At 59.6% G+C, this 23263-nt stretch carries 22 protein-coding genes; 16 read left to right on the plus strand and 6 right to left on the minus strand.

Annotated elements, in window-relative coordinates; translation table 11 throughout:
• From ACMYSN_RS23355 to ACMYSN_RS23365, 3 genes are all read right to left on the minus strand, one after another.
• Positions 1-1212 carry a pyridoxal phosphate-dependent aminotransferase gene (locus ACMYSN_RS23355; protein WP_462496331.1) on the minus strand — a complete coding sequence of 404 codons (1212 nt, stop codon included), beginning with the start codon at positions 1210-1212 and terminating at the stop codon, positions 1-3.
• 63 nt (positions 1213-1275) lie between these two features.
• Positions 1276-2199, minus strand: a complete 924-nt coding sequence (locus ACMYSN_RS23360; protein ID WP_174507912.1) for a dihydrodipicolinate synthase family protein — start codon at positions 2197-2199, stop codon at positions 1276-1278.
• 131 nt (positions 2200-2330) lie between these two features.
• A complete protein-coding gene (locus ACMYSN_RS23365; RefSeq protein WP_174507913.1) occupies positions 2331-3107 on the minus strand; it encodes a LamB/YcsF family protein in 777 nt (258 codons plus the stop codon).
• Between the two features lie 125 nt (positions 3108-3232).
• On the opposite strand from ACMYSN_RS23365, the gene ACMYSN_RS23370 reads away from it, so the two are divergent.
• From ACMYSN_RS23370 to ACMYSN_RS23410, 9 genes are all read left to right on the plus strand, one after another.
• A complete protein-coding gene (locus ACMYSN_RS23370) occupies positions 3233-4282 on the plus strand; it encodes an ABC transporter substrate-binding protein (protein WP_174507914.1) in 1050 nt (349 codons plus the stop codon).
• Positions 4283-4367: 85 nt separating this feature from the next.
• A complete protein-coding gene (locus ACMYSN_RS23375; protein ID WP_462496332.1) occupies positions 4368-6077 on the plus strand; it encodes an ABC transporter permease subunit in 1710 nt (569 codons plus the stop codon).
• The gene (locus tag ACMYSN_RS23380) at positions 6058-7059 is read left to right on the plus strand and encodes an ABC transporter ATP-binding protein (RefSeq protein ID WP_174507916.1); all 1002 of its coding nucleotides are present in this window, start codon (positions 6058-6060) and stop codon (positions 7057-7059) included. The genes ACMYSN_RS23375 and ACMYSN_RS23380 overlap by 20 nt, the downstream gene beginning before the upstream one ends.
• Positions 7056-7772 (plus strand): 5-oxoprolinase subunit B family protein, encoded by a 717-nt coding sequence (pxpB, locus tag ACMYSN_RS23385; protein ID WP_462496333.1) that lies wholly within the window; start codon positions 7056-7058, stop codon positions 7770-7772. The genes ACMYSN_RS23380 and pxpB overlap by 4 nt, the downstream gene beginning before the upstream one ends.
• Positions 7772-8731, plus strand: coding sequence for a 5-oxoprolinase subunit C family protein (locus ACMYSN_RS23390; RefSeq protein WP_462498322.1), 960 nt, complete (start codon positions 7772-7774; stop codon positions 8729-8731). The genes pxpB and ACMYSN_RS23390 overlap by 1 nt, the downstream gene beginning before the upstream one ends.
• Positions 8728-9405 (plus strand): GntR family transcriptional regulator, encoded by a 678-nt coding sequence (locus tag ACMYSN_RS23395; RefSeq protein WP_462496334.1) that lies wholly within the window; start codon positions 8728-8730, stop codon positions 9403-9405. Before ACMYSN_RS23390 ends, ACMYSN_RS23395 begins: the two co-directional genes overlap by 4 nt.
• Before the next feature lie 16 nt (positions 9406-9421).
• Positions 9422-10360 carry a dihydrodipicolinate synthase family protein gene (locus tag ACMYSN_RS23400; protein ID WP_462496335.1) on the plus strand — a complete coding sequence of 313 codons (939 nt, stop codon included), beginning with the start codon at positions 9422-9424 and terminating at the stop codon, positions 10358-10360.
• Positions 10360-11145 (plus strand): SDR family oxidoreductase, encoded by a 786-nt coding sequence (locus tag ACMYSN_RS23405; RefSeq protein WP_462496336.1) that lies wholly within the window; start codon positions 10360-10362, stop codon positions 11143-11145. Before ACMYSN_RS23400 ends, ACMYSN_RS23405 begins: the two co-directional genes overlap by 1 nt.
• A gap of 14 nt (positions 11146-11159) precedes the next feature.
• The gene (locus tag ACMYSN_RS23410; RefSeq protein WP_462496337.1) at positions 11160-12605 is read left to right on the plus strand and encodes an N-acyl-D-amino-acid deacylase family protein; all 1446 of its coding nucleotides are present in this window, start codon (positions 11160-11162) and stop codon (positions 12603-12605) included.
• Between the two features lie 60 nt (positions 12606-12665).
• Here ACMYSN_RS23410 and ACMYSN_RS23415 read toward each other — a convergent pair whose 3' ends face one another.
• Both ACMYSN_RS23415 and ACMYSN_RS23420 read right to left on the minus strand, forming a co-directional pair.
• Positions 12666-13568, minus strand: a complete 903-nt coding sequence (locus ACMYSN_RS23415) for an alpha/beta hydrolase family protein (protein WP_462496338.1) — start codon at positions 13566-13568, stop codon at positions 12666-12668.
• Positions 13569-13651: 83 nt separating this feature from the next.
• Positions 13652-14404 (minus strand): helix-turn-helix transcriptional regulator, encoded by a 753-nt coding sequence (locus ACMYSN_RS23420; RefSeq protein WP_462496339.1) that lies wholly within the window; start codon positions 14402-14404, stop codon positions 13652-13654.
• 203 nt (positions 14405-14607) lie between these two features.
• Between ACMYSN_RS23420 and ACMYSN_RS23425 the strand changes: the two genes are divergently transcribed.
• The 7 genes from ACMYSN_RS23425 to ACMYSN_RS23455 all read left to right on the plus strand — a co-directional run bounded on the left by ACMYSN_RS23425 (position 14608) and on the right by ACMYSN_RS23455 (position 22297).
• Complete coding sequence (locus tag ACMYSN_RS23425) at positions 14608-15507, plus strand: proline iminopeptidase-family hydrolase (RefSeq protein WP_123755075.1); 900 nt, start codon at positions 14608-14610, stop codon at positions 15505-15507.
• A complete protein-coding gene (locus ACMYSN_RS23430; RefSeq protein ID WP_462496340.1) occupies positions 15507-16445 on the plus strand; it encodes an ABC transporter permease in 939 nt (312 codons plus the stop codon). Before ACMYSN_RS23425 ends, ACMYSN_RS23430 begins: the two co-directional genes overlap by 1 nt.
• Positions 16442-17287, plus strand: coding sequence for an ABC transporter permease (locus ACMYSN_RS23435; protein WP_462496341.1), 846 nt, complete (start codon positions 16442-16444; stop codon positions 17285-17287). The genes ACMYSN_RS23430 and ACMYSN_RS23435 overlap by 4 nt, the downstream gene beginning before the upstream one ends.
• Positions 17284-18264: an ABC transporter ATP-binding protein gene (locus tag ACMYSN_RS23440; RefSeq protein WP_462496342.1), complete on the plus strand. Its 981-nt coding sequence runs from the start codon at positions 17284-17286 to the stop codon at positions 18262-18264. The genes ACMYSN_RS23435 and ACMYSN_RS23440 overlap by 4 nt, the downstream gene beginning before the upstream one ends.
• Positions 18265-19299, plus strand: a complete 1035-nt coding sequence (locus ACMYSN_RS23445; protein ID WP_462496343.1) for an ABC transporter ATP-binding protein — start codon at positions 18265-18267, stop codon at positions 19297-19299.
• Positions 19280-20794, plus strand: coding sequence for an ABC transporter substrate-binding protein (locus tag ACMYSN_RS23450; RefSeq protein ID WP_462496344.1), 1515 nt, complete (start codon positions 19280-19282; stop codon positions 20792-20794). Before ACMYSN_RS23445 ends, ACMYSN_RS23450 begins: the two co-directional genes overlap by 20 nt.
• A 276-nt stretch (positions 20795-21070) precedes the next feature.
• Positions 21071-22297, plus strand: coding sequence for a dicarboxylate/amino acid:cation symporter (locus tag ACMYSN_RS23455; protein ID WP_462498323.1), 1227 nt, complete (start codon positions 21071-21073; stop codon positions 22295-22297).
• A gap of 368 nt (positions 22298-22665) precedes the next feature.
• On the opposite strand, the gene ACMYSN_RS23460 is transcribed toward ACMYSN_RS23455, so the two are convergent.
• A complete protein-coding gene (locus ACMYSN_RS23460) occupies positions 22666-22803 on the minus strand; it encodes a small membrane protein (protein ID WP_462496345.1) in 138 nt (45 codons plus the stop codon).
• Positions 22804-23263: the final 460 nt, after the last annotated feature.

The raw sequence follows: 23263 nt of genomic DNA on the forward strand, positions 1-23263 counted from the left end.
TCATCCTCGCAGCTCCCCGCAGGCCCGGGCAATGTTCTGGCAGGCGATGTCCAACAAGGCATCATCCAGCGCGTAGGCCAGACGCAGATATCCCGGCGTGCCAAATGCCGTTCCCGGCAGCGTCGCGACATGCGCCGCGGTGAGCAGGTAATCGGCGACCGCAACATCATCATTAAGCCGCTCGCCGGCGGGAGTCAATTTTCCGATAAGGCCGGCACAGTTAGCGAAGAGGTAAAATGCCGCCGGTGGCGTGGCGGCACTCAGCCCATCAACCTGATCTATCAGCGCCATCACCCGAGCGCGGCGTTTGCTGAGTACACAGAGCCACGGCGGCAGAAAATCGGCGGGCTGCGTCAGTGCGGCAACCCCCGCCGCCTGCGCCAGCGAGCAGGGGTTGGAGGTACTCTGCGACTGCAGAATGGTCATCGCGGAAATCAACCACGCCGGGCCGGCCGCATAGCCCAACCGCCAGCCGGTCATAGAGAAACCTTTTGAGAGCCCGTTCACCGTCAGGATCCGTTCACGCAGCGCGGGGGCGATCTGGGCCAGCGTGCAGAACGCCGCGCCATCGTAGCGCAACGCTTCATAGATATCGTCTGCCAGAATCAACACCTGCGGTGCTGCCAGCAGTACTTCCGCCAGCGCCTGGAGCTCCTCGCGGCTGTACAGCGCTCCGGTTGGGTTGCCCGGTGAGTTGAGGATCAACCAGCGGGTGCGGGGAGTGATGGCGGCGGCCAGCGTCTGCGGCGTGAGCTTCCAACCCTCCTGTTCCCGGGTTGACACTATCACAGGTTCACCGTCTGCCAGGGCTACCATATCGGGATAAGAGACCCAGTAAGGGGCTGGAATAATGGCTTCCAGACCGTGGCTCAGCGTCGACTGGAACGCATTGAAGATCAGCTGTTTGGCCCCCGTGCCGGCAATAATCTCCTGCGGTACGAAGTGCAGGTCATTGTCGCGGGCGAATTTATCAATAATGGCCGCTTTCAGGGCATAGGTACCGCCGACCGCGGTGTATTTGGTTTCCCCATGACGGATGGCATCGATAGCGGCCTGACCAATTGCCGCAGGCGTGGCAAAGTCGAGTTCACCGAGCCCGAGGCTAATAATGTCGATCCCCTGCTGCTGCAAGGCACGCACCCGGTCGGCGATGGCGGACGTTGGCGACGGGCGGACTCGCCGCATTCGCGGCGCGAGAAAGTGTGCTGACATAGTGCTCTCTTTGGTTAGACGCCGCGTGGAATCGGGCGGCGTATTCATCGGTTTCAGGGGGTATCAGGCCGGAAAGGTAACGCCGCTGCGCGCGTCGGTGGCAAGACGCTGGAGCTCTGCCAGGGTTTCAGCGATGACCTCCGGGGTGACATCAATCAGCGGCGAACGCACATGACCACCGTTGAAGCCGCGCAGATTCATGGCGGCTTTCACCAGCTGCGGCTGGCCGTGACGACGCGCGAGCGCGCGGAAGCCGTACCACAGTCGGTGAAGCTCTCTGGCGGCGACGGCATCGCCTCGCTCCAGCGCCCGGAAGCTGGCTAACACCAGCTCCGGCAGCGCGCCGCTGTTAGTGGTGCTGATCCCGTCGAAGCCGCACATCATCGGGCCTAAAAACGCCAGGTCGGAGGCACAGAACAAGCGCAGACGGCCAGACAGCCGGTTGGCGATTTGGTCAATAACGGTCGGATTCAGGTCGCCCTGTTTGATCCCCACCACCTCCGGGATGTCCGCCAGCTGCTCCAGAAGCGCAGGGGGCAGGGTAATGCCGATACCCGGTGCGTTGTAGACCAGAATCCCGGTCTTAGATAACGGTGCCATCTGCTGGAAAAAACTGACGATTTGCGCATCGGTGACTTCGGAAACAAAAGGCGGCGTCACCATCGGCAGGCCGCCAAGCTCGCCTGCCAGCGTGGTCAGGTCGCGCACCACCCGGGCATCGGAGCCCGCGCTGCACAGCATCACCGGAACGCGATCGCCCACGACCGCCATCACGTGGCGGAAAATGTCGGCACGCTCCTGGACGTTCAGCGCCGGGAATTCACCGTAAGTACCACCAATCAGGATACCGTCGTAGCCGAGGCTAATGACCCGCTCGATATTGGCGGCCAGCCCGGCGAAATCAATATCGCCTTGTGCAGTAAAAGGGGTCACGGTGATATTGAAAATCCCACGCAGTCTTTCACGGCATTCGATTCTGTCTTTCATCTCTCTCTCCTTAATGTGTCATGCCGCTGCGGCACGACGATGGTGTGGTGATTAATGACAGGCCTGTGCCTGTCGATGGTGCAAGTGCGCACGATGAGTGCGCATCATTTGTTCAGTGATGTGGCAACGGCTTACAGATGACTGAGCTGGCTGAGCGGACGCAGGGTTACCCCCGCGGTGGTCAGACGTTGGCGCAGCGTACGTGCGATAGCCACGCCTTGCGGGTTATCGCCGTGAACACAAATGGTGTGCACGGGCATCGGTATTTTGACTCCGCTGATGGTGCGAATAGCTTGTTCTTCAATCATTTGCAGCGCGCGACTGGCGGCACGCTCAGGGTCATGAATGATGGCATCAGGGAGGTGTCGCGGCAGGGTCAGCCCGTTTTCGCCGTAGCTACGATCGGCGAAGACTTCGCAGGCGACGCGCAGTCCGGCCTTGCGTGCCGCGCGTTCCGTCGCATTATGCGGCGTAGTGACCAGCACCAGTTGACGGTCCACGGCGTGAATGGCGCCAATGATGGCTTCCGATAAGGCATCGTCGGTAAAGGCCTGGGTGGCCATCGCACCATGCAGCTTGACGTGAGTCATGGCATGCCCGCATACCCGCGCCACGGCCTGCATGGCCCCCAGTTGATAGACCACCATTTTGCCAACGTCCGCCGGGCTATCGCCGGTAATGGTGCGCCTGCCGAAACCCCACAGGTCAAGAAATCCGGGATGGGCGCCGACGTCCAGCCCGCGTGCTTTGGCGTGGGCAACGGTGCGGTGCATTACCAACGCGTCGCCGGCGTGAAAGCCGCAGGCGACGTTGGCTGAGGTCACCAGATCCAGCATGGCGTCATCGTCGCCAACGGTGAACTGGCCAAAACTTTCACCCAGATCAGAATTCAGGTCCACTTCTTGCATGATTGCTCCTCGAGACACTTGGTATACCAAATGAATGCAATGAGAATGCCAAAGGGTTGAAACCAAAATTACGCCGCTGGCGAATGCGCCGATGAGCGAATGTTTAACCAGGAGAGAGTGAGCAGATGAAACCATCGATAAAAGCAGGCTGTCTGACATTGGGCCTGTTGACCATGAGCTACAGCCTGTCCGCCAGTGCGGATGAGCTCTATTTTGCCAGCTGGGGTGGCGCCTACCAGGACGCGATCCGCGACGCCTGGCTGAAGCCCTTTACTAACGAAACAGGTATTGATGTCGTCGAAGATACCGACCCGCAGGTCAGTAAGCTCAAAGCGATGCAGGATACCAATACCGTCTCATGGGATGTGGTGACGGAAAACAGTTCGCGACTGGCTCGCGGCATTAAGCTGGGGGTCTTTGAAAAGATCACCCCTGACATGGTCAACCAGCAGCACGTCATTCCCGGCGCGCGCAACGATTACGGCGTCCCGTCTGAAATTTTCTCCACCCTGATTGGCTTCTCCAGTAAAGCCTTCCCGGATGGCAAGCCGCAGCCGAAAACCTTTGCTGATTTTTGGGATGTGAAGAAATTCCCTGGTAAACGCACCCTGCAGGATGAGCCAGCCACGGTTATCGAAGCGGCACTGATTGCCGACGGGGTGAAGCCTGAAGATGTTTATAAAACGCTGAGCACGCCGGAAGGGGTCGACCGGGCGATGAATCAGATTAAGAAAATCAAACCCTACGTGGCGAAATGGTGGAAGAGCGGTGCGGAGCCGGTGCAGGCGCTCTCCAGCGGCGAAGTGGTGATGGCGCTGGGCTGGAACGGTCGTTTCCAGTCGGGCATTGATTCCGGCGTCCCCATCAAAATGTCCTGGGATGATTCCGTCGCGCAGGTTGGCTACTTCGCCCTGGTCAAGGGGGCGCACAACCGCGACGCGGCGCTGAAATTGCTCAACTACATTATTACGCCGCAGCACCAGGCGGAGTTCAGCAAGTACATCGCCTATGGCCCGACCACCGGCGAAGCGATGCAGTATATCGATAAAACGCGCCAGCAACGTTTGCCCTCTACTCCGGAGCGGCTGCAGCACACCCTGTTTATGGATGCCGGATGGTGGGACAAAAATGGCCCGGCGATCATTGAGCGTTACAACCAGGTCCGTGCGCAGTAACGGCGTACGAAACATTAGTTGATTCAGTGAGTAACTGGGCGGGCGAGGGGTCTATGACGGCGCCTCGTCCAGAACGGAGTATGTTATGGTGGCAACGATATTGACCGACAACCTTACCCCATCCCGGCGGATCCGATGGCCCGGGCTGGCCCTCGTGGCGACGCTACCGTTGCTGCTATTTTTACTGCTTTTTTTTGTCTGGCCGATTGCCGGTCTGCTTAAGCAGGGGTTCCTGGTGGAGGGGCACTTTAGCCTCGACAACTATCTCCACCTGTGGGATACCCCGATTTATCGCATCGTGCTGGAGAACACCTTTGTTATCGCGGTAGCGGTGACCGTCGGCTGCATTGTGATGAGCTATCCGCTGGCCTGGCTGATGGCGTCGGTGCGCCCGGCAATGGCGAAGCTGCTGTTTTTCGCGGTACTGCTGCCGTTCTGGTCCAGCGCCCTGGTGCGCACCTCGGCATGGATCGCGCTGCTGCAGCAAAATGGCCCCCTGAATAATCTGTTGATGACTCTGCAAATCACCTCGCAGCCGGTCGCCTTTCTTTATAATTTCACCGGCGTGCTGATTGGCATGGTACACGTCCTGATGCCCTTTGTGGTCCTGCCGCTCTACGCCTCATTTCGCTCGCTGGACAGCTCGCTGCTGCAGGCGGCGCAGAGCCTGGGAGCGGACTCGTTGAGCGTGTTCACTCGCATCATCCTGCCGTTAACCCGTCCGGGTGTGGTTGCCGGCGCGGTTATCGTCTTTATGAACGCCGTCGGTTATTACATTACGCCATCGCTGATGGGCGGACCGGCGCAGCGCATGGTGGCGGAGCTTATCTCGCACAACATCACCGATGAACTGAACTGGGGGATTGCCGCCGCGCTAGCCTGCGTACTGTTGATCACCACCCTGGTGGCGCTGTGGCTGTTTAATCGTCTGTTTGGTCTCGATAAGCTGATGGGCGGCTCCAGCGGTAAGGGCAGCCAGTCGGTTGTGGTCACACAGCGCAGCGGCGGTGGGCGCATCAGCGCAGGCGCCGGCGTGCTGGTGGCGCTGTTTCTTATTCTGCCGATTGTGGTGGTTATCCCGATGAGTTTCGGCACCGCCAGCTTCCCTACCTTCCCACCGGCAGAATATGGCGTGCGCTGGTACATCAACTTTTTCACCGACCGTAAATGGATGCTGGCGCTGGGCGAAAGCGTACGGATTGGGCTGATTGTCACTGTTCTGTCGATGGTGCTGGGTGCGACCGCCGCGCTGGGGATCCATAAGCTGCGCTCGCCGCGTAAAAGCTGGCTGGAGACATTGTTTATTGTTCCTATGTCGGTGCCCGCCATAATTACTGCGGTCTCGCTTTATTATCTGTGCGGCCCTCTGGGATTAATTAATAACTCGGTGGCGCTGATCCTCGGCCATACGGTACTGGCCACGCCTTATACCTTTATTACCCTGCGCGCGGCGCTCAAAGGATTTGACCCCAGCCTTGAGCTGGCGGCCTACAGCCTGGGGGCAAAGCCCTGGCAGATGTTCCGTCGGGTGATGTTGCCGATTCTGCTCCCCGGGATGATCGGCGGTGCGGTGTTTGCCTTTGTGACCTCCTTTGACGACGTGGTGATGTCGCTGTTCCTGACCACTATCCGTAATCGCACCCTGCCGAAGCTGATGTATGAAGGGCTGGCATTCGATTTCGACCCAACGGTGATTTCAGCGTCCTGCGTACTGATCGCGGCGACGGCGGGGATCCTGATTTTTCAGAGCCTGGTAAAACGTAATGGAGGCAAACATGCGTCAAATGCAGGGTAAAGATGTCACTCTCAACGCTATTCGCAAGACCTACGGTTCAACGGTGGCGCTGCCGCGTATCGACCTGCAGGTGGCGCGCGGCGAATTCTGTACGCTGCTTGGCGCTTCCGGTTCCGGTAAAACCACGTTGCTGAAAGTGATTGCCGGGTTTGAACATCCCGATGGCGGTAGCGTTCACATTGCCGGCAAGGATGTGACCCGCGAGCCGATATCCGATCGCAACATCGGCATGGTGTTCCAGAACTATGCGCTGTTTCCGCATATGTCAGTCTTCGAAAACGTTGCCTTTCCGTTGCGCATGCGTCGCCTGGCGAAGGTGGATATTGAACGCCGGGTTGGCGAGGCGCTGGCGCTGGTCAGTCTGGATGCGTATCACAAGCGCCTGCCCGGCGAGCTCTCCGGTGGACAACAGCAGCGCGCCGCACTGGCCCGGGCGTTGGTGTTCAATCCGGATATTTTGCTGATGGACGAACCGCTCGGCGCGCTGGATAAAAATTTGCGTCAGGCGATTCAGATTCAGATTAAACAGCTGCACCAGGAGCTGGGGCTTACGGTGGTGTTTGTCACCCACGACCAGGAAGAGGCGATGAACCTCTCCGATCGCATCATCATAATGGATAAGGGTGAAATTGTCGGGGATGGCTCTCCGCAAAGCCTTTACCGCCAGCCGGATAGCCGCTTTGTCGCCGGTTTTCTGGGCGAGTGTAATTTTATCCCCGGCGAGCACCACGGGATCCTGGGTATTCGCCCCGAGCATATCCTGGTTGGGCGCGCCAGCGAGAAAGCGGTTTGGCGCGGTCAGGGCAATATCGTGATGGCGACCTTTTGCGGCCTGCACTGGAAGTTGTTGATTACGTATCAGGGGCAGATGGTGGTGGCCTATGCGCCGGTAGATCTTCCTGCCGCGGAGCGTCTCTCAGGCCAGCCCATCAGCTTCGGCTTTCAGCCGGAACTGGCGATGACCTTCAGGGAGTCTGCGTGAACGGCTATCCACGTTTTATCGCCGTCGGGGAACAGGCGCTGTTAGTTGAATTTGGCGAGCGCATCGACGACCAGCTGAATGCGCAGGTTCTGGCGTTGGCGACGGCGCTTAACGGCACGATTGGGGTAAGCGAAATTATTCCTACTTATCGCTCACTGACCGTGGTGTTTGACCCGTTAACGGTAACTGGTGCTGCCTTATGCGAGCGGATTACGCTGGCGATTGCCCAACTTTCCACGACGCAGTCAGTGCGGCGGTGCTGGCGGGTGCCGGTGTGCTATGGCGGCGACTATGGCGAAGATCTGTTAGCGCTGGCGCAGGGGCACGGTCTGAAGCCGGATCAGGTGATTGACCTCCACAGCACCGCGCGCTATCGGGTGTATATGGTGGGGTTTATGCCAGGCTTCGCTTATCTCGGTGGGCTGCCTGAAAAACTGCATACTCCGCGAAGGACCTCGCCGCGGGCGATGACGCCAGCCTCCAGCATCAACATTGGCGGCCAGCAGACGGCAATCAGCTCGGTGCCCGGCCCCAGCGGCTGGCACCTGATCGGCCGGACGCCGTGGCGATCCTTTGATCCTCAGCGTCAGCGCCCCTTCTTATTTCAGGCCGGGGATGAGGTTGGCTTTGTGCCCATTACCCCGACTGAGTTTGCCCGCCTCAGCAACGAGTGTCGCGCGGCGGACTGGTACCCTGAGCCGGAGGTGGCGTGATGCGCTGGCTGGAAGTCATCTCTCCGGGGTTACTGACCACCGTGCAGGATCGGGGGCGATATGGTGTTGCGCATCTTGGGGTCCCGGCCTCGGGGCCGATGGACCTGATTGCGTTTCGCTTAGCTAATGCGGTCGTTGGAAACGACGCGGAATGTGCGGCGCTGGAATTAACGGCCCTGGGCGGGCGATACCGGGTGATGGGCGGCGAATGCATCCTGTGCCTCGGCGGTGCGGTCGAAGCCCAGGTCGAAGGGCGGGTGCTGGAACCCTGGGTTGCTCACCGGCTGGCGGCAGGCAGCGAACTGATGATTGGCCGCCTGCAGCGCGGGCTACGCGCCTATCTGGCGGTGGCCGGAGGTGTGGATGTCGTGCCGGTGTTAGGCAGTCGCGCCACCTTGACCCGTGCATCGCTGGGCGGCCTGGATGGGCGGGCGCTGGCAAAAGGTGACCGGCTTCCGCTGGGGGAGCCCGCTGATATTGGTCGACGTCGCTGTTCACACGCGCAGCTGACGTCGCTGTACAGTTCCGGCCCGCTGTGCGTAGTGATGGGGCCGCAGCAGGCGGCATTTACGCAAGCCTCGTTGCTGACATTTTTACATGGCCGCTATCGGGTGAGCGTCCATGCGGATCGAATGGGCTATCGGATGGCGGGCCCCGCGCTGGCGCATCTACACGGGGCCGATATGGTTTCTGATGCGGTGGTGCCGGGAAGCATTCAGGTCCCCGGAAATGGTCAGCCGATTATTGCTCTGCACGATCGCCAGACTACCGGCGGGTACCCGAAAATTGCCACGGTCATCGGGGCGGATCTGCCGCGCGTTGGGCAACTGAGACCGGGGCAGAGCGTGGCATTTCGTGCGATCGCCGTAGCGGAAGGCGTTGCACGCTGGCGGCGTTTGCAAGAGGGCATCGCCGCTTGTTTACAGCATATTCAATCAACGGAAGTGAGCTGGCTATGAGTGAAACACAGACTGATGTAGACCACATTTTCCTCAATCCTGGCAGCGAGGATCTGACAGAAGCGACCTACCGGCAGCTCCTGGAAATGATCCAGCAGGGACGAATCCCACCCAATACGCCGCTGCAGGAGCGGGCGCTGGCGGCGGCGCTGGGAGTCTCCCGCACGCCGTTGCGTGAAGCTTTCAGCCGCCTGGTCGGCGGCGGCTTCGCGACCCGGGTTGGGCGCGGGCAGCTGGTCGTGAAAGAGCCCACGCTGCGCGAGTATCTCGAGATCCTGCAGTTGCGCATTTTGCTTGAAGGGGAGGCGGCGTTTGCCGCCGCAACCCGTATGCCGACGGTGCAGGCGCAATCGGTGATTAGCGCACTCACAGCCCATCGCCAGGCGCGGGATTTTTCCGCCTCTGAAAACCATCGTATCGACAACCTGGTTCACCAGAGCGTGGCCGCCCACTGCGGTAACGCCATGCTGGAGAGCATGATTTTTGATTTACGTATTAAGGCGCGCACGTTTGACCAGAACGGCACCGTCGCGCGTTTCGAACCTGGCTGTCAGGAACATATCGCGCTGATGGAGCGTATTCACGTCGGTGATGCGTCAGGGGCAAGAGAGGCGATGGTCTTCCATCTGACCCAGGCGCGGGCCGGTATCGTGGCCCGATTTACGGTAATTTGAGCTGAGAAGACGACGCATGAACACACTGAACGAACAAGCTAATGGGGTTTACATTATTTCCGCCACGCCGTTTACCGACAGCGGGGAACTGGATTTAGCCAGCGCGGACAGCCTGACCGACTTCTATCTCGAAAAAGGGGTTAGCGGCATCACTATCCTCGGCATGATGGGGGAGGCGCATAAGCTCACTGAAGAAGAAGCGCTGAGCTTTATGCAACGGGTCCTGGCACGGGTGAACGGGCAGGTGCCGGTGGTGGTTGGGGTCAGCCACGCCTCCCACCGGCACGTAGAGCGTCTGGCGAAAACGGCAATGGATCAGGGCGCGGCGGGGATCATGCTGGCTCCGGGCCCGAATTTGACCACCGATCCGCAGGTCGAAAACTATTTTATGAGCGTGGCGAAACTGCTTGGTAAGGACGTGCCCATTTGCCTGCAGGACTTCCCGCAATCCACCAAAGTTCATACCTCTGTACCGGTGATGCTGCGTCTGATTGAGGCGTTAGATCAAATCGTGATGCTGAAGCATGAAGACCTGCCGGGTATGAGCAAACTCAGCCAGCTCCGTCGCGAGAGCGAGGCGCTGGGACTACGCCGCATCAGCGTGCTGGTGGGTAACGGCGGGCTGTTCTTACCGCAGGAGCTGGCACGCGGGGCCGATGGCGCGATGACCGGCTTTGCCTGGCCAGAAATGTTAGTGCAGGTGTGCCAGGCCTATGCCGAAGGGGATCCGGCACGCGGCGAGGATATTTTCGATTGCTACCTGCCGCTGCTGCGCCATGAGTTCCAGTACGGCATTGGGCTGGGGCTGCGCAAAGAGGCGCTGCGTCGGCGCGGCGCGATAAAAAGCGCCGCCGTCCGCCAGCCGGGACCGGTACTGGATAGCATCGACCTGCAGGAGCTGAGCGGACTGATGGCTCGCCTGGAACGTAAACTCGCAGACAAAGGGCTGAATTGATGGATTTTATGATTGATGGAAAAACGGCGCTGGTTTGTGGCGCAGGTAGTGGTTTAGGCCGGGCCATGGCTCAGGCGCTGGCCGCTGAAGGTGTAAAGGTGGCGGTGACCGGTCGCAATGAACAAAAGCTGGCGCAGACGGTGGCGCTGATTACCCACGCCGGCGGGGAAGCCGAGGCCTGGCCGCTGGACCTGGCCGCGCCAGAGACCTTCGATACGGTCCTCGACGCCATCCGTCAGCGCTTCGGTGCGATCGCTATCCTGGTGAATAACTCCGGTGGCCCCGCGCCCTCTACCGCCTCTGGTGTCGACGCGGCGATCTGGCAACAGCAGTTCAGCGCGATGGTCAGTTCATTGATTCAGCTAACCGATAAAGTGCTGCCCGACATGCGTGAACAGGGCTGGGGGCGCATTATCACCAGCACCTCTTCCGGCGTGGTCGCGCCGATTGCCACGCTGGGGGTGTCAAATACGCTGCGCATGGCGCTGGTGGGGTGGTCGAAAACGCTGGCCACGGAGGTCGCTGCCAACGGAATTACGGCCAACGTGCTGGTGCCGGGACGCATTGCCACCGAACGCGTGGGGCAACTTGATGCCGCCCGCGCCGGGCGTGAAGGCGTGAGCGTTGAGATGGTGCGCAGCAACAGCCAGCAGACGATCCCGGTCGGGCGCTACGGTCGCCCGGACGAGTATGGCGCGGCGGCGGCATTTCTGGCCAGCCAGCAGGCGTCGTTCATCACCGGCAGCGTATTGCGGGTTGATGGCGGCATGATCCCCTCTCTGTAACCTGGAAAATGCCGATGAATGAAGTTATGCACGCTACCACGTTGGTGATTTGTGACGTGTTGCTGTTTGATGGCGGCGATGAGCCGCCGGTACCGGCGGATGTCGCGATTGCCGGAGACGCGATCGTCGCCATCGGCGCAGCGGGCTCGCTGACCGGGGAGCATATCGTTGAGGGCGACGGTCTGGCGCTGGCGCCGGGGTTTATTGACGTCCATACCCATGACGACCGGGCGCTGTTAATGCCGGGGATGATGAACGCAAAGCTTTCCCAGGGCGTGACGACGGTGATTACCGGAAACTGCGGCCTGAGCCTGGCCCCGGCACAGATGGCGAGCGTTCCTGCACCGCTGGATCTGATAGCCACCCCTGAGTGGCTGCGTTTTCCCCATTTTGCCGACTATCTGGCGGCGTTGACCGCCAGCGGCATCGCCGTTAATGCCGCCTGCATGGTGGGACACACCACGCTGCGCGCCAGCGTGATGGGGGATTCGCTGGCCCGTAGTGCCAGTGACGATGAATGCCGCCGGATGCGGGAACTACTGGAAGCATCGCTGGCTGCCGGTGCGTTTGGCTTCTCAACCGGGACCTTTTATCCGCCCGCCCAGGAGGCAACGATTGATGAGATTGTCGCCGTGGCCGAACCGCTGGCTCGTTACGGGGCGTTCTATGCAACGCATATGCGTAACGAAGCGGAGGCGGTGCTGGCGTCGCTTGAGGAAACCTATGAGATTGGCCGTCGCCTGGGGGTGAGAGTATTAATCTCTCACCATAAACTCGCGGGGGTGAAAAACCATGGGCGTTCGCGGGAGACGCTACTCAGTATTCAGGCCGCCCGCGCTCGCCAGCCGGTTTCGCTGGATTGCTACCCTTATAACGCGTCATCCACGACCCTGAACCCGGCCTTTGTCGCCCGCGCGGCAAAAGTGCTGGTGAGCTGGTCGACTCCCTATCCGCAGCTTGCCGGGCGGTTACTGGCCGATATCGCTAACGAATGGGGCATCAGCGATGAGGCGGCGGCACAGCGGCTGATGCCCGCGGGCGCTATCTATTTCATGATGGATGAGGACGATGTCCAGCGCATTCTGGCTTTCCCGCCAACGATGATCGGCTCTGACGGCATGCCGCACGATGAGCATCCGCACCCACGCTTATGGAGCACCTTCCCCCGGGTGCTGGGTCATTACAGTCGCGAGCTGGGGCTGTTCCCGCTGCACACGGCGGTCAATAAGATGAGCGGCCTGCCCGCCGCTGAACTGGGGATCGCCCGTCGCGGGCGGATTGCTGTCGGCAATTATGCCGACATGGTGCTGTTTAACCCGCAGACGGTGCAGGATAGCGCCACGTTTGCGCAACCGCGTACCCGTGCCGCGGGCATTGAGAAAGTATGGGTCAATGGTCAGCTGGCCTGGGCCGACGGTGACATCCGCCATCAGGGGGCGGGGCAGGTGATCCGCCGCTAAAACCCGCCGTTCACCGTGTCGGGACCGCGTTGATGGCGTGACATGGATGAACGGCAGATATCAGATACCAGGAAGCACGTCGTCGAGAAAATCGTTCACCGTCTGCATGCAAAACGCACGCTCTTCCACGTGCGGCATATGGCTGGACTCTTCGAATATTGTCCAGCGCACGTCGGGAATGTGGTCCATAAAGGGCTGCACCACCTCCGGCGTGGCCTCGTCGTAACGTCCGGAAATCAGCAGGACCGGAACCTGGATGTGCGCCAGACGGTCGATAATGGTCCACGCTTTCATGCTGCCGATGACGTGAAATTCGGTGGGGCCGTTCATCGCGTGATACACCGTCGGGTCGGCATCCATCGCGTCAAAGGTGCGCCGCACTTCCGCCGGCCAGGGATCCAGGCGGCAGACGTGGCGCTGATAAAACACCTGGCTTGCCGCTTTATACGCCGGGCTGTCCAGCGTGCCCGCCGTTTCATGTTCCAGTAGCGTCTGCTGGACCTCAGCGGGCAGTTGCGCCCGTAGGGCCGCCGCCCCCTGTAGCCACAGCGCCATTGAGGCCGGAGAGTTGGCGATTACCAGCGCCTTTAGCCCCGGCGGCTGCGTCACGGCGTGTTCCGCCCCCAGCATTCCACCCCACGATTGACCAAGCAGGGCGTAATTATCGGCAATCTCCAGATGCTGCAGCAGGTTAGCCAGTTCATCGAGAAACAGCGCCGGCTGCCAGAAGTCGGCGGGCTGCTGCGGAAGATGGGTCGAGCGCCCGTTGCCTAACTGATCGTAGTGGATCACCGCCCGCCCGCTGAGGGCGATATCGCGAAACGCGTCGACATAATCATGCGTACACCCCGGTCCGCCGTGGGCAATCACCAGCGGCGTCAGGCCGCTATGGAGATCGCCGCAAACACGAAACCAGGTTTGATACTGCCGAAACGGCGCGTAGCCTTCGCTAATGGTGTACATGAATGTTCTTTCCCTGCTCAGTGGACCGGCTTTCAGGGTAAAGGCTGGTCACCGCGGCTGAACACTAGCAAAAATGCTAGTTCTTAGCTGTCGAGCAGGCGGTAGTGCAGGGCGCGGACCACCGCCTGCACGCGGTTGCTGGCGCCGAGTTTTTTCGCTGCGGTATTCAGATGCAGGGTCACCGTCGCTACCGAGCGATGCAGCTTGCGGGCAATCTCTTTGGCGGTCAGCCCCTCGGCAGACCACGCCAGGCATTCACGCTCGCGGTTGCTTAACTTCACGTGACGACAGGTCAGCATGGTGCTGTCGAACAGCGGGAAGGCGGACTCCTGAAACTGGTGGGCCAGCAGCATCAGCTGTGCGAGGGTCGCGTTGATTTCCCGCTCCTGACGCTGGCCGGTATGGATGCCGGTGAGGGTCACAAACCCGCCGTTAGGCAGATGCAGGGGAACCGTGGCGCCGCAGGGCATATTGTGTTCGCGCATATAGTCGGTAACGGCGGCGGCGTCGGTATCCAGCCTGCCGCGCAGCATACTGTTATCCGGGCGTTGATAGGACCAGACAAACGGCGCGCAGCTCGCCAGCGCGCAGTGCTGCACCGGATCCAGCTGGTAATAGCCACGCTCGCACCACAGCTGGCGCATATCTTCCGGCACGTTGTACGTCTTCAGTAATGACGGCGTAATCAGCTCCCCCTCCAGCGAGCGCGGGACCGGCGTGTAGTCGTAAATGACCGCGTCGAATCCCAGAGTGCGGGTGTGCTGAAAAAGCCCGCCGAATGCCTCATCCAGGCTGGTCGCCCGGGCGCTGCCGGGGCGTTCAAACTCCAGTCGCATAAAACCCCCTTCAGGTTAAAGCGAGATCCGCGACGGGCACGATTTGTGCAAAACCGTCCGGTGCTCGCTCAAAGGTATGCAATTCCGGTGCCGTCCCGACGCGGCGTAAAACTAGTATTTTTGCTAACTGTTCAGCTTCCGGCGTTGCCGTTAGCGTTAATGCAACGCCAACAGCCGGCACCATCGACGACGAGGAACACACCATGTGGAGCGAAATAGCACCCGACCAGTGCCATCACATTGCGGTGGATGGATATAACGTCGTGGCGTATCAATTCGGCGACGGCGACGAGACCATTTTGTGTCTCAATGGCGGGCCGGGGCTGCCCTGCGACTATCTGCGCGAGGCCCACTCTTTTCTGAAACTGCACGGCTACCGGGTGATCGCCTTTGACCAGTTGGGTACCGGAAAATCCGATCGGCCGGATGACGCCAGCCTGTGGACCATGGCGCGTTACGTGCGGGAGGTGGAAACCGTCCGCCAGACGCTGGGGCTTGGCAAGGTCCATCTGCTTGGTCACTCGTGGGGCGGCTGGCTGGCGATTGAAGTGGCGTTGCACCATCCTGGCGCAATTCGCTCGCTGATTCTGGAAAACACCGTTGCCGATATGCCGCATCTGGTACAGGAGCTGAACCGTCTGCGCGGCGCGTTGGGTTCCGAAACCGTGGCGATGATGCAGCGTTATGAAGCGCTGGGCTGGCTGGATCACCCGGCCTATCAGGCGGCTATTACCCTGCTGAACTATCGCCACGTCTGCCGCCTGGACGTGTGGCCCGAGCCGGTTAAGCGATCGCTTGAGGACTGGAATATGGCGCCCTATGTCACCATGCAGGGGCCGAATGAATTTCTCTATACCGGTAATTTAAAAGCGTGGAACCGTAGCGCCGAACTGGCCTCTATCCACGTACCGTGCCTGATCACCAGCGGCCAGCACGATGAGCTGACGCCCGCCTGCGCCTTGAAAATGAAGCAGGGGCTGGCGAATGCCGAGATCGCGATTTTTGCCAACAGCAGCCATATGCCGTTTTACGAAGAGCCGCAGGCGTACTACCCGGTGCTGCTCGACTTTCTGGCGCGCCAGCGCGACCCGGGAGGCCGCTGATGCACCGTTACCGTTTTCTGTTATTTCGTCCGCTACAGCTGCTGCCGGTGCTGCTGGGCATCAGCCTGATCACCTTCATGATGGTGCGCGCCATCCCCGGCGATCCGGCGCGCATTCTGCTGGGAGTCCGCAGCACCCCGGCGGCGCTGGCCCGCGTTCGAACGCAATTTGGCCTCGATGAACCGCTGTGGGTGCAGTACGGCTATTTTCTGCGCAACTTGCTGCAGGGGGAGCTGGGGAAGTCGATTGTCTACCGGGTGGATACCCTCAAGCTGATCGGCTCGCGGCTTGAACCGACGCTGTGGCTGGTGCTGGGCAGCGTGCTGCTGGCGATAGCGCTGACGGTGCCGCTGGCAACCACCGCCGCTCGCCAGCGCGGGCGCCTCGCCGACCGGCTGATTCGCCTTTTTACTACCGCCGGGCTTGGCTTTCCGGCGTTCTGGCTCGGCATCATGCTGATCCTGCTGTTCAGCATCGTGCTCGGCTGGTTTCCGGTCTCAGGCTACGGCAGCGATTTTGTAGACCAGCTGCATCATATGGTGCTGCCGTGTCTGACCGTGGCGCTGGCGCTGTCGGCGGTATTGATTCGTAACCTGCGCGCCAGCTTGCTGATGGAGATGAACAGCGACTATGTCGTCGCGGCCCGGGCGCGCGGACAGCGGGAGCGTCGGATTTTCTGGCGTCACGTGTTGCCGAACTCGCTGGTACCGACCATCAACCTGCTGGCGGTGAATATCGGCTGGCTGATCGGCAGTACGGTGGTGATCGAAAGCGTGTTTGCCATTCCCGGCCTCGGGCAACTGCTGGTGAAGGCGATCTTCAGCCGCGATTACATGGTGGTCCAGGGGGTGGTGATGGTGTTTGCCCTCGCCACCGTGGTGGTGAGCCTGCTGGCGGATATTCTGACCGTGGCCCTCGACCCGAGGATCTCATTATGAAGGCGATAGCGACCTTTTCCCGCCTGCGTCAGCGGGCGATCCCGCGCCAGCAGGCGCTGTGTGCCGGGCTGGCGATTGTCGGGCTGTGGCTGCTGGTGGCCTGTCTGGCACCGTGGATTGCGCCGTTCGACCCGATCGTTCAGGACCCGGCCTCCAGCCTGCTGGCGCCGGGGGGGAGCCATCCGTTCGGTACCGATAACTTTGGCCGCGATGTCTTTTCCCGCGTGCTGTGGGGGGCGCGGGTCGATCTGCAAATCTGCCTGCTGGGGGTGCTGTTTCCTTTTATGCTCGGCACCACCCTGGGGGCGCTTGCGGGCTATCTCGGTGGGGTGGTGGATGCGCTGGTGATGCGGGTGATTGATATCGTGCTGGCCTTTCCGTTTCTGGTGCTGATGCTGGCGATCATCGCCATCCTCGGGCCGGGACTGAGCAGCTTTTATATCGCCATGGCGATGGTGGGCTGGGTCTCCTATGCCCGCCTGGTGCGCGCTCAGGTGCTGACCCTGAAACAGCGCGATTTTATTCTGGCGGCCCGCAGTCTGGGCTACGGCCATCTGCGTATATTGTTCCGCCACCTGCTGCCGAATGCCTTGACCGGGGCCATCGTCTTTTCGATGTCCGACTGCGTGCTGGTGCTGCTGAACGGCGCGTCGGTGAGCTATCTCGGGCTTGGCGTACAGCCTCCCACCGCCGAATGGGGGGTGATGGTGGCGGAAGGACAAAGCTTTATTACTACCGCATGGTGGATAACCACCTTTCCCGGTCTCGCCATCGTGCTGCTGGCGATGGGGTTCAGCCTGCTGGCCGACGGGCTGGGCGATAAGTTAGGAGAGCGCGTATGAGTCTGCTGACGGTGAACAATCTGACGGTCACGCGCGGTGCAGATATCGTGCTGGTGGATAACGTCTCGTTCACGCTTGCGGCCGGGGAGATGCTCGGGCTGGTGGGCGAGAGCGGGTCGGGAAAAACCGTCACCTGCCGGGCGCTGATGCGCCTGCTGCCGGGGGCCGGATTACGCATCACTGCTGGGGAAGTGCGGCTGGGCGGACGGGATATTTTGTCCCTCAGTGAAGGACAGATGTCGGCGGTACGCGGGCGGGAAATCGGCATGATATTCCAGAACCCCACCAGCCATCTCAATCCGGTGATGACCATCGGCGAACAGATTGCCGAAAGCCGCCGCCTGCACTTTGGCGCCAGCCGTCGTCAGGCGCGGGAGGATGCGCTGGCGCTGCTGCGCCAGGTAGGGATCCCCGACCCGCAGAACCGGCTCAATAACTATCCGCATGAGTTTTCCGGCGGTATGCGCCAGCGGGCGATGATTGCCGTCGCCCTCGCGCCGGAACCGAGGCTGCTGATTGCCGATGAACCGACGACCGCACTGGACGTGACCGTGCAGATGCAGATTCTGCGCCTGCTGAGCGACCTGCGTGGGGAGCTGGGGCTGGCGGTCATTATGATCACCCATGACCTTGGCGTGGTGGCGCAAACCTGCGACCGGATCGCGGTGATGTACGGCGGGCGACTGTGTGAAGTGGGTGGCAAGCGCGAGGTGCTGGCCGGGCCGTTACACCCCTATACCCGCGGGCTGATTGACTGCCAGCCGGTGAGTGAAGGTGGGCAGGGCAGACTGACAACCATCGACGGCCAGCCGCCGGTTGCCGACCATTTTCCGCCAGGCTGTCGCTTTCACCCGCGCTGTCGCCGTGCCGACGAGGCCTGCCAGCAGCAACCGGTATTGCATTACGGGCAGGAGGGCCGAACTCACGGTGCCGCCTGCCATCACATATTGCCGACGCTTACCCGGCGGGAGGGTTAAATGGTTCACGCTCGCTGGCCGCTGCTTGAGGCCGATAATCTTTCCGTCACCTTTCCGGTTTCCGGCGGGCTGTGGCAGCCGAAACTGCGGGTACACGCGGTCAATCAGGTGTCGCTGCAGATCCACCCCGGCGAGACCCTGGGGCTGGTGGGCGAATCCGGCAGCGGCAAAAGTACGCTGGGGCGGGCGCTGTTACAGCTGGAGCGGGTTGCCGGCGGAGAGGTGCGGTTCGAGGGGCAGCGCATCACCCATGGTTTAACCGGCGATATTGCCCGGCTGCGCCAGCAAAGCGCGATGATTTTTCAGGACCCCTTTGCCTCGTTGAACCCGCGTCAGACCGTGGGGGAGAGTATCGCCGAGGTGCTGCGGGTGCATAAGAAAGTACCGCGCGGGCAGGTCGCCCAGCGGGTCGAGGCGTTGCTGGTCCAGGTTGGCCTGCGTCCGGAGCAGGCCAGCGCGAAACCGGCCCAGCTAAGCGGCGGTCAGTGCCAGCGTGCCGGTATTGCCAGAGCGCTGGCGATGGAGCCGCGGCTGATCGTCGCGGATGAGTGCGTGGCGGCGCTGGATGTCTCTATTCAGGGGCAGATCGTCAATTTACTGATGGATCTGCGTGAAACCATGGGGCTGGCGATTCTGTTTATCGCCCACGACCTGGCGATTGTGCGCCGGCTGTGCGATCGCGTTGCGGTGATGTACCTCGGGCGGATCGTCGAGGAGGGGCCGGCGGAAGCGGTCTTCACCCGACCACTGCACCCTTACACTGCCGCGCTGGTTTCGGCGATCCCGGAAATCGACCCGGATAAACCGTTGCCGAAGAGCGGTCTGGGGGGCGAACCACCCAGCCCGGTCGCGGTTCCACAAGGGTGTGCATTTCATCCGCGCTGCCCGTATGCGCAGGTGCAGTGTCGCACCGGCGCACCACCACCAACCCGGCAGATTGCCGACCGCGCTTATGCCTGCATTCTCAACCATGCGGGCCATGAGACCGTTTTTCCTTTGACAGGGGGATCTTTTGATGAAGCACAGGCATGTTAAATTACTGGCGGCCAGCGTATTTCTGGCGTTAAGCGTGGTCAGCGAAATGGCGCAGGCGGCGGGGGTATTGACCATTGGTCGCCGCGAGGACAGCACCACCTTTGACCCGATAAAATCGGCGCAAAACGCCGATAACTGGGTCTTTTCCAACGTGTTCGACCCGCTGGTGAGGGTGGATAAAAGCGGGACAAAGCTGGAGCCTGGCGTGGCTGAGAGCTGGACCATTTCCGCGGATGGTAAGGTCTACACCTTTAACATTCGCGATACCCAGTTTTCCGATGGGACGCCGCTGACCGCCAGCGATGCGGCGTTTAGCCTGCTGCGCATCCGTGATGATGAGGGCTCACTGTGGCGCGACTCCTACAGCATCATCGCCAAAGCCGAGGCCACCGACCCGCGTACCCTGGTGGTGACCCTGAAATCGCCTTCCGCGCCGTTCTTATCGCAGCTGGCGCTACCGAACGCTTCGGTGATTTCAGAGAAGGCGATGAAAGCCGAAGGCGAAGAGGCTTTTGCCGAGAAACCGGTCGGCTCCGGCGCGTTTAGCGTGAAGGAGTGGCAGCGCGGGGAGAAAATCGTGCTGGTGAAGAACCCTCACTTCTGGCAGGCGAAAAACGTCAGCCTCGATGGCGTGGAGTGGCTAACTATTCCTGACGATAATACCCGGATGCTGAAAGTGCAGGCCGGGGAGCTTGATGCCGCCCTGACTGTGCCTTTCTCGCGCATCGCGTCGCTGCAGAAGGATGCGAATCTGAAAGTGGCGCTGGATCCCTCCACCCGCGAGGATCATCTGCTGATTAACCATTCCCACGGCGCGCTGGGCAAAGTGGAAGTGCGCCAGGCGCTGGACTTCGCGATTGATAAAGACGCCATCGTCAAGACTGTGACCTTTGGCTACGGTCAGGTGGCGAACTCGTATATTCCTGCCGGGGCGCTGTATCATTACGCCGACAATCTGCGTCGCCCCTACGATCCGCAAAAGGCAAAAGCGATGCTCAAAGCAGCGGGCGCCGCCGACCTGAAGCTGAACTATGTGGTCAACGCCGGGGATGAGGTGGATGAGCAAATCGCCATTTTGCTGCAGCAGCAGCTGGCGAAAGCCGGGGTGACGGTCAACTTACAAAAAGTCGATCCGAGCCAGAGCTGGGATATGCTGGTGGCCGGGGATTACGATATCTCGGTGATGTACTGGACCAACGATATTCTCGACCCCGACCAGAAAACTACCTTTGTGCTGGGGCATGACAGCAACATGAACTATATGACCCGCTACCATAACGAGCAGGTCAAAGCGCTGGTGGCCGCCGCGCGCGTCGAAATGGACAGTAAAAAGCGCGAGCAGATGTATATCGACCTGCAAAAAATGGCCAAAGCCGACGTCAACTGGGTTGACCTGTATTACAGCCCGTACCGTAACGTCAGCCGTAAGAATATCGACGGTTTTTACCAGAATCCGCTGGGGCGCTTCTTCCTCGAGGATACCGTGAAACACTAATGCCTCTTTGCGTCGGTTGACCCTGGTCACCGGCGCTTTTTTTCCTCTCCGGACCCCCGTGGTGGATTGATATGCGTCAACCTTTCCTTCAACTACAGAGATAAATAACTAAAAAAGAGTTGTAACCCTTGCAGCTTTTATTCAATTTATGTGACGAATGTTTAATGTGTAATTATAAATAAAATACATACACGTTAAAAATCAATACGTTAAATAAATCAGGGGTTCATTTTTGTGGCAAGTGCAAACAAACTCACGCTGTTCATCGTCATTTTCATGCTGCTGGGGATCCTCTCCGGCGCGGTGATTCATGAATATGCTTCCCCAGGGGCGGTTGCCTCCTGGTCGGAAAATATCACGCTGTTTACCGACATGTTCTTACGACTGATTAAAATGGTGATTGCGCCGTTGGTCTTTAGCACCCTGACGGTGGGCATCATGCGGTTGGGTGAAACCGCGACCATCGGGCGGGTTGGCGGTAAGGCGATGGTGTGGTTTATCACCTCGTCGATCCTCTCTATTCTGGTGGGCCTGGTGATCGTGACCCTGCAACATCCGGGCGCTGGGTTAAATCTGGCGATCCCGAAAGAAGCGGTGGATACCGGTCTGGCGGTGAGCGGGATGAGCCTGAAAGGCTTCCTGTCGCATACCATCCCCACCAGTATTACCGATGCGATGGCGAACAACGAAATTCTGCAAATTGTGGTGTTCTCGATGTTCTTCGGGATTGCCGGGGCGTCGCTGGGCGAGAAATTCAATGCGCCGCTGGTGGCTGCGCTGAACGTGGTGTCGCACATCATGCTGAAGGTGACGGGCTATGTGATGTACGTGGCTCCGCTGGCCATTTTTGCCGCCATTTCTTCGGTCATTGCCTCTCAGGGAATGGGGATTTTGCTCAACTACGCCTCGTTTATCGGCGGTTACTACCTGGCCGTGCTGCTGACCAGCGGAGTGCTGCTGGCGGTAGGTTACATGGTGCTGAAGAAAGAGGTCTTTCGTCTGCTTAACATGCTGAAAGACCCGGTGCTGGTCGCTTTCACCACCAGCAGTTCTGAGGCCGCGTATCCGAAGACCCTGGAACGACTGGTGAGCTTTGGCTGTTCGCGCAATATCGTCTCCTTCGTCCTGCCGATCGGTTACTCCTTTAACCTGGTCGGGTCGATGGTCTACTGCTCCTTTGCCTCGATGTTTATTGCCCAGGCCTATAACATCCACCTCAGCTTTAGCGAAATTACCGTCATGATGCTGACGCTGATGCTGGCCTCCAAAGGCATTGCCGGGGTACCGCGTTCGGCGCTGGTGGTGCTGGCGGCGACAATCCCGAGCTTCAATATTCCGGTCGCCGGGATCCTGCTGCTGATGGGAATTGACCATTTCCTCGATATGGGGCGTTCGGCGATTAACGTGCTGGGCAACGGGATCGCCACGGCGATGCTGTCGAAAAATGAAGGGCAGTTACAGGAAGAGGTCCCGGAAGCGGAGCCGCAACAGGTTCAGGCCTGATAAAGTGATGCCCCGGTAAAGGGGCATCAACTTAAGGAAAGCTTAAATATGGCGGAAAAAGAGGCCCCCAACAGGCACGCAAGGGGCAATGTAACGAAATGGTCGCACTTGTAATAAAAGCATTATTCTGAGGGTACAAAAATACACGGTAGTATCGTTATACCCAGGTGCCGGATAATATTACCGGTTAGCGACCGCCGCTGCGCTATTATTTTACCCTTGGCCGACTACTTTCAGAATATGCTCCCTGAGCAACCCGTTATAATCCTAATTTTCCCGCTAATTGTACCTGCGGGTATTAACCCTGCCTCCTTGAGTAGATGAATAAACTGAAAGAAGCCAGAGTGATTATTCAGCCCGTATTCGGATTATCGTTTACGATTATTTTTATAGAATAATGGGATTTTTTGTCTTTTCCGGTCTTTGATATAAGAAATAAGACTATAAACAGAGACGCCCAGCAAAAATATACACAGCAGTAAAGCTAACCACGTTTGCAAAACCATGCTTAAGATCCCTTAACTGATATTGATGGTGTCATATACCCGTCATACTTCAGGTTGCCTGGGTGTTGGCTGCACCCGCGCACCCCAGTCGCTTACCTGAGTAAGCCTCTGGGGATTTACGGCTTTGCCGCCTACCAGCAACTCGAATTATTTAGGGTATAAACGTGCCTCGGTGCGGGCACGAAAATGGGTATTCCGTATAAAGCTTTTATTATCGCGTCGTACATTCATTCGCGTAACGTCGCCGCGCGGAATAATATCCCTGAAGGTGATAAATCAGGGATACCCGGAAAGTGGCTAGACCGGAGAGTGGGCGCTTCACTCTCCTGTTGCATGGCTGTTTTCGGACAAGACCTTCACGGCGTCAGTTCAATGTAAGAAAATTCTTAGTTTACCGTCAGTCTCATTTATCTCATTCCTCTCAAAAAATGAGATAAATTAACAATAACAGCTAAATGAA

Source organism: Klebsiella sp. R445 (assembly GCF_051131755.1).
Lineage (GTDB): Bacteria > Pseudomonadota > Gammaproteobacteria > Enterobacterales > Enterobacteriaceae > Klebsiella > Klebsiella lignicola.

Excerpts from the sequence above, each read along its gene's own strand:
- ACMYSN_RS23420 (WP_462496339.1), bottom strand. The coding sequence starts at position 14,404 with ATGCGACTGGAGTTTGAACGCCCCGGCAGCGCCCGGGCGACCAGCCTG.
- ACMYSN_RS23395 (WP_462496334.1), top strand. The coding sequence starts at position 8,728 with ATGAGTGAAACACAGACTGATGTAGACCACATTTTCCTCAATCCTGGC.
- ACMYSN_RS23365 (WP_174507913.1), bottom strand. The coding sequence starts at position 3,107 with ATGCAAGAAGTGGACCTGAATTCTGATCTGGGTGAAAGTTTTGGCCAG.
- ACMYSN_RS23435 (WP_462496341.1), top strand. The coding sequence starts at position 16,442 with ATGAAGGCGATAGCGACCTTTTCCCGCCTGCGTCAGCGGGCGATCCCG.
- ACMYSN_RS23355 (WP_462496331.1), bottom strand. The coding sequence starts at position 1,212 with ATGTCAGCACACTTTCTCGCGCCGCGAATGCGGCGAGTCCGCCCGTCG.
- ACMYSN_RS23370 (WP_174507914.1), top strand. The coding sequence starts at position 3,233 with ATGAAACCATCGATAAAAGCAGGCTGTCTGACATTGGGCCTGTTGACC.
- ACMYSN_RS23425 (WP_123755075.1), top strand. The coding sequence starts at position 14,608 with ATGTGGAGCGAAATAGCACCCGACCAGTGCCATCACATTGCGGTGGAT.
- ACMYSN_RS23360 (WP_174507912.1), bottom strand. The coding sequence starts at position 2,199 with ATGAAAGACAGAATCGAATGCCGTGAAAGACTGCGTGGGATTTTCAAT.
- ACMYSN_RS23415 (WP_462496338.1), bottom strand. The coding sequence starts at position 13,568 with ATGTACACCATTAGCGAAGGCTACGCGCCGTTTCGGCAGTATCAAACC.
- ACMYSN_RS23440 (WP_462496342.1), top strand. The coding sequence starts at position 17,284 with ATGAGTCTGCTGACGGTGAACAATCTGACGGTCACGCGCGGTGCAGAT.
- ACMYSN_RS23430 (WP_462496340.1), top strand. The coding sequence starts at position 15,507 with ATGCACCGTTACCGTTTTCTGTTATTTCGTCCGCTACAGCTGCTGCCG.
- ACMYSN_RS23455 (WP_462498323.1), top strand. The coding sequence starts at position 21,071 with ATGCTGCTGGGGATCCTCTCCGGCGCGGTGATTCATGAATATGCTTCC.
- ACMYSN_RS23380 (WP_174507916.1), top strand. The coding sequence starts at position 6,058 with ATGCGTCAAATGCAGGGTAAAGATGTCACTCTCAACGCTATTCGCAAG.
- ACMYSN_RS23410 (WP_462496337.1), top strand. The coding sequence starts at position 11,160 with ATGAATGAAGTTATGCACGCTACCACGTTGGTGATTTGTGACGTGTTG.
- ACMYSN_RS23460 (WP_462496345.1), bottom strand. The coding sequence starts at position 22,803 with ATGGTTTTGCAAACGTGGTTAGCTTTACTGCTGTGTATATTTTTGCTG.
- ACMYSN_RS23405 (WP_462496336.1), top strand. The coding sequence starts at position 10,360 with ATGGATTTTATGATTGATGGAAAAACGGCGCTGGTTTGTGGCGCAGGT.
- ACMYSN_RS23450 (WP_462496344.1), top strand. The coding sequence starts at position 19,280 with ATGAAGCACAGGCATGTTAAATTACTGGCGGCCAGCGTATTTCTGGCG.
- ACMYSN_RS23390 (WP_462498322.1), top strand. The coding sequence starts at position 7,772 with ATGCGCTGGCTGGAAGTCATCTCTCCGGGGTTACTGACCACCGTGCAG.
- ACMYSN_RS23445 (WP_462496343.1), top strand. The coding sequence starts at position 18,265 with ATGGTTCACGCTCGCTGGCCGCTGCTTGAGGCCGATAATCTTTCCGTC.
- ACMYSN_RS23400 (WP_462496335.1), top strand. The coding sequence starts at position 9,422 with ATGAACACACTGAACGAACAAGCTAATGGGGTTTACATTATTTCCGCC.
- ACMYSN_RS23375 (WP_462496332.1), top strand. The coding sequence starts at position 4,368 with ATGGTGGCAACGATATTGACCGACAACCTTACCCCATCCCGGCGGATC.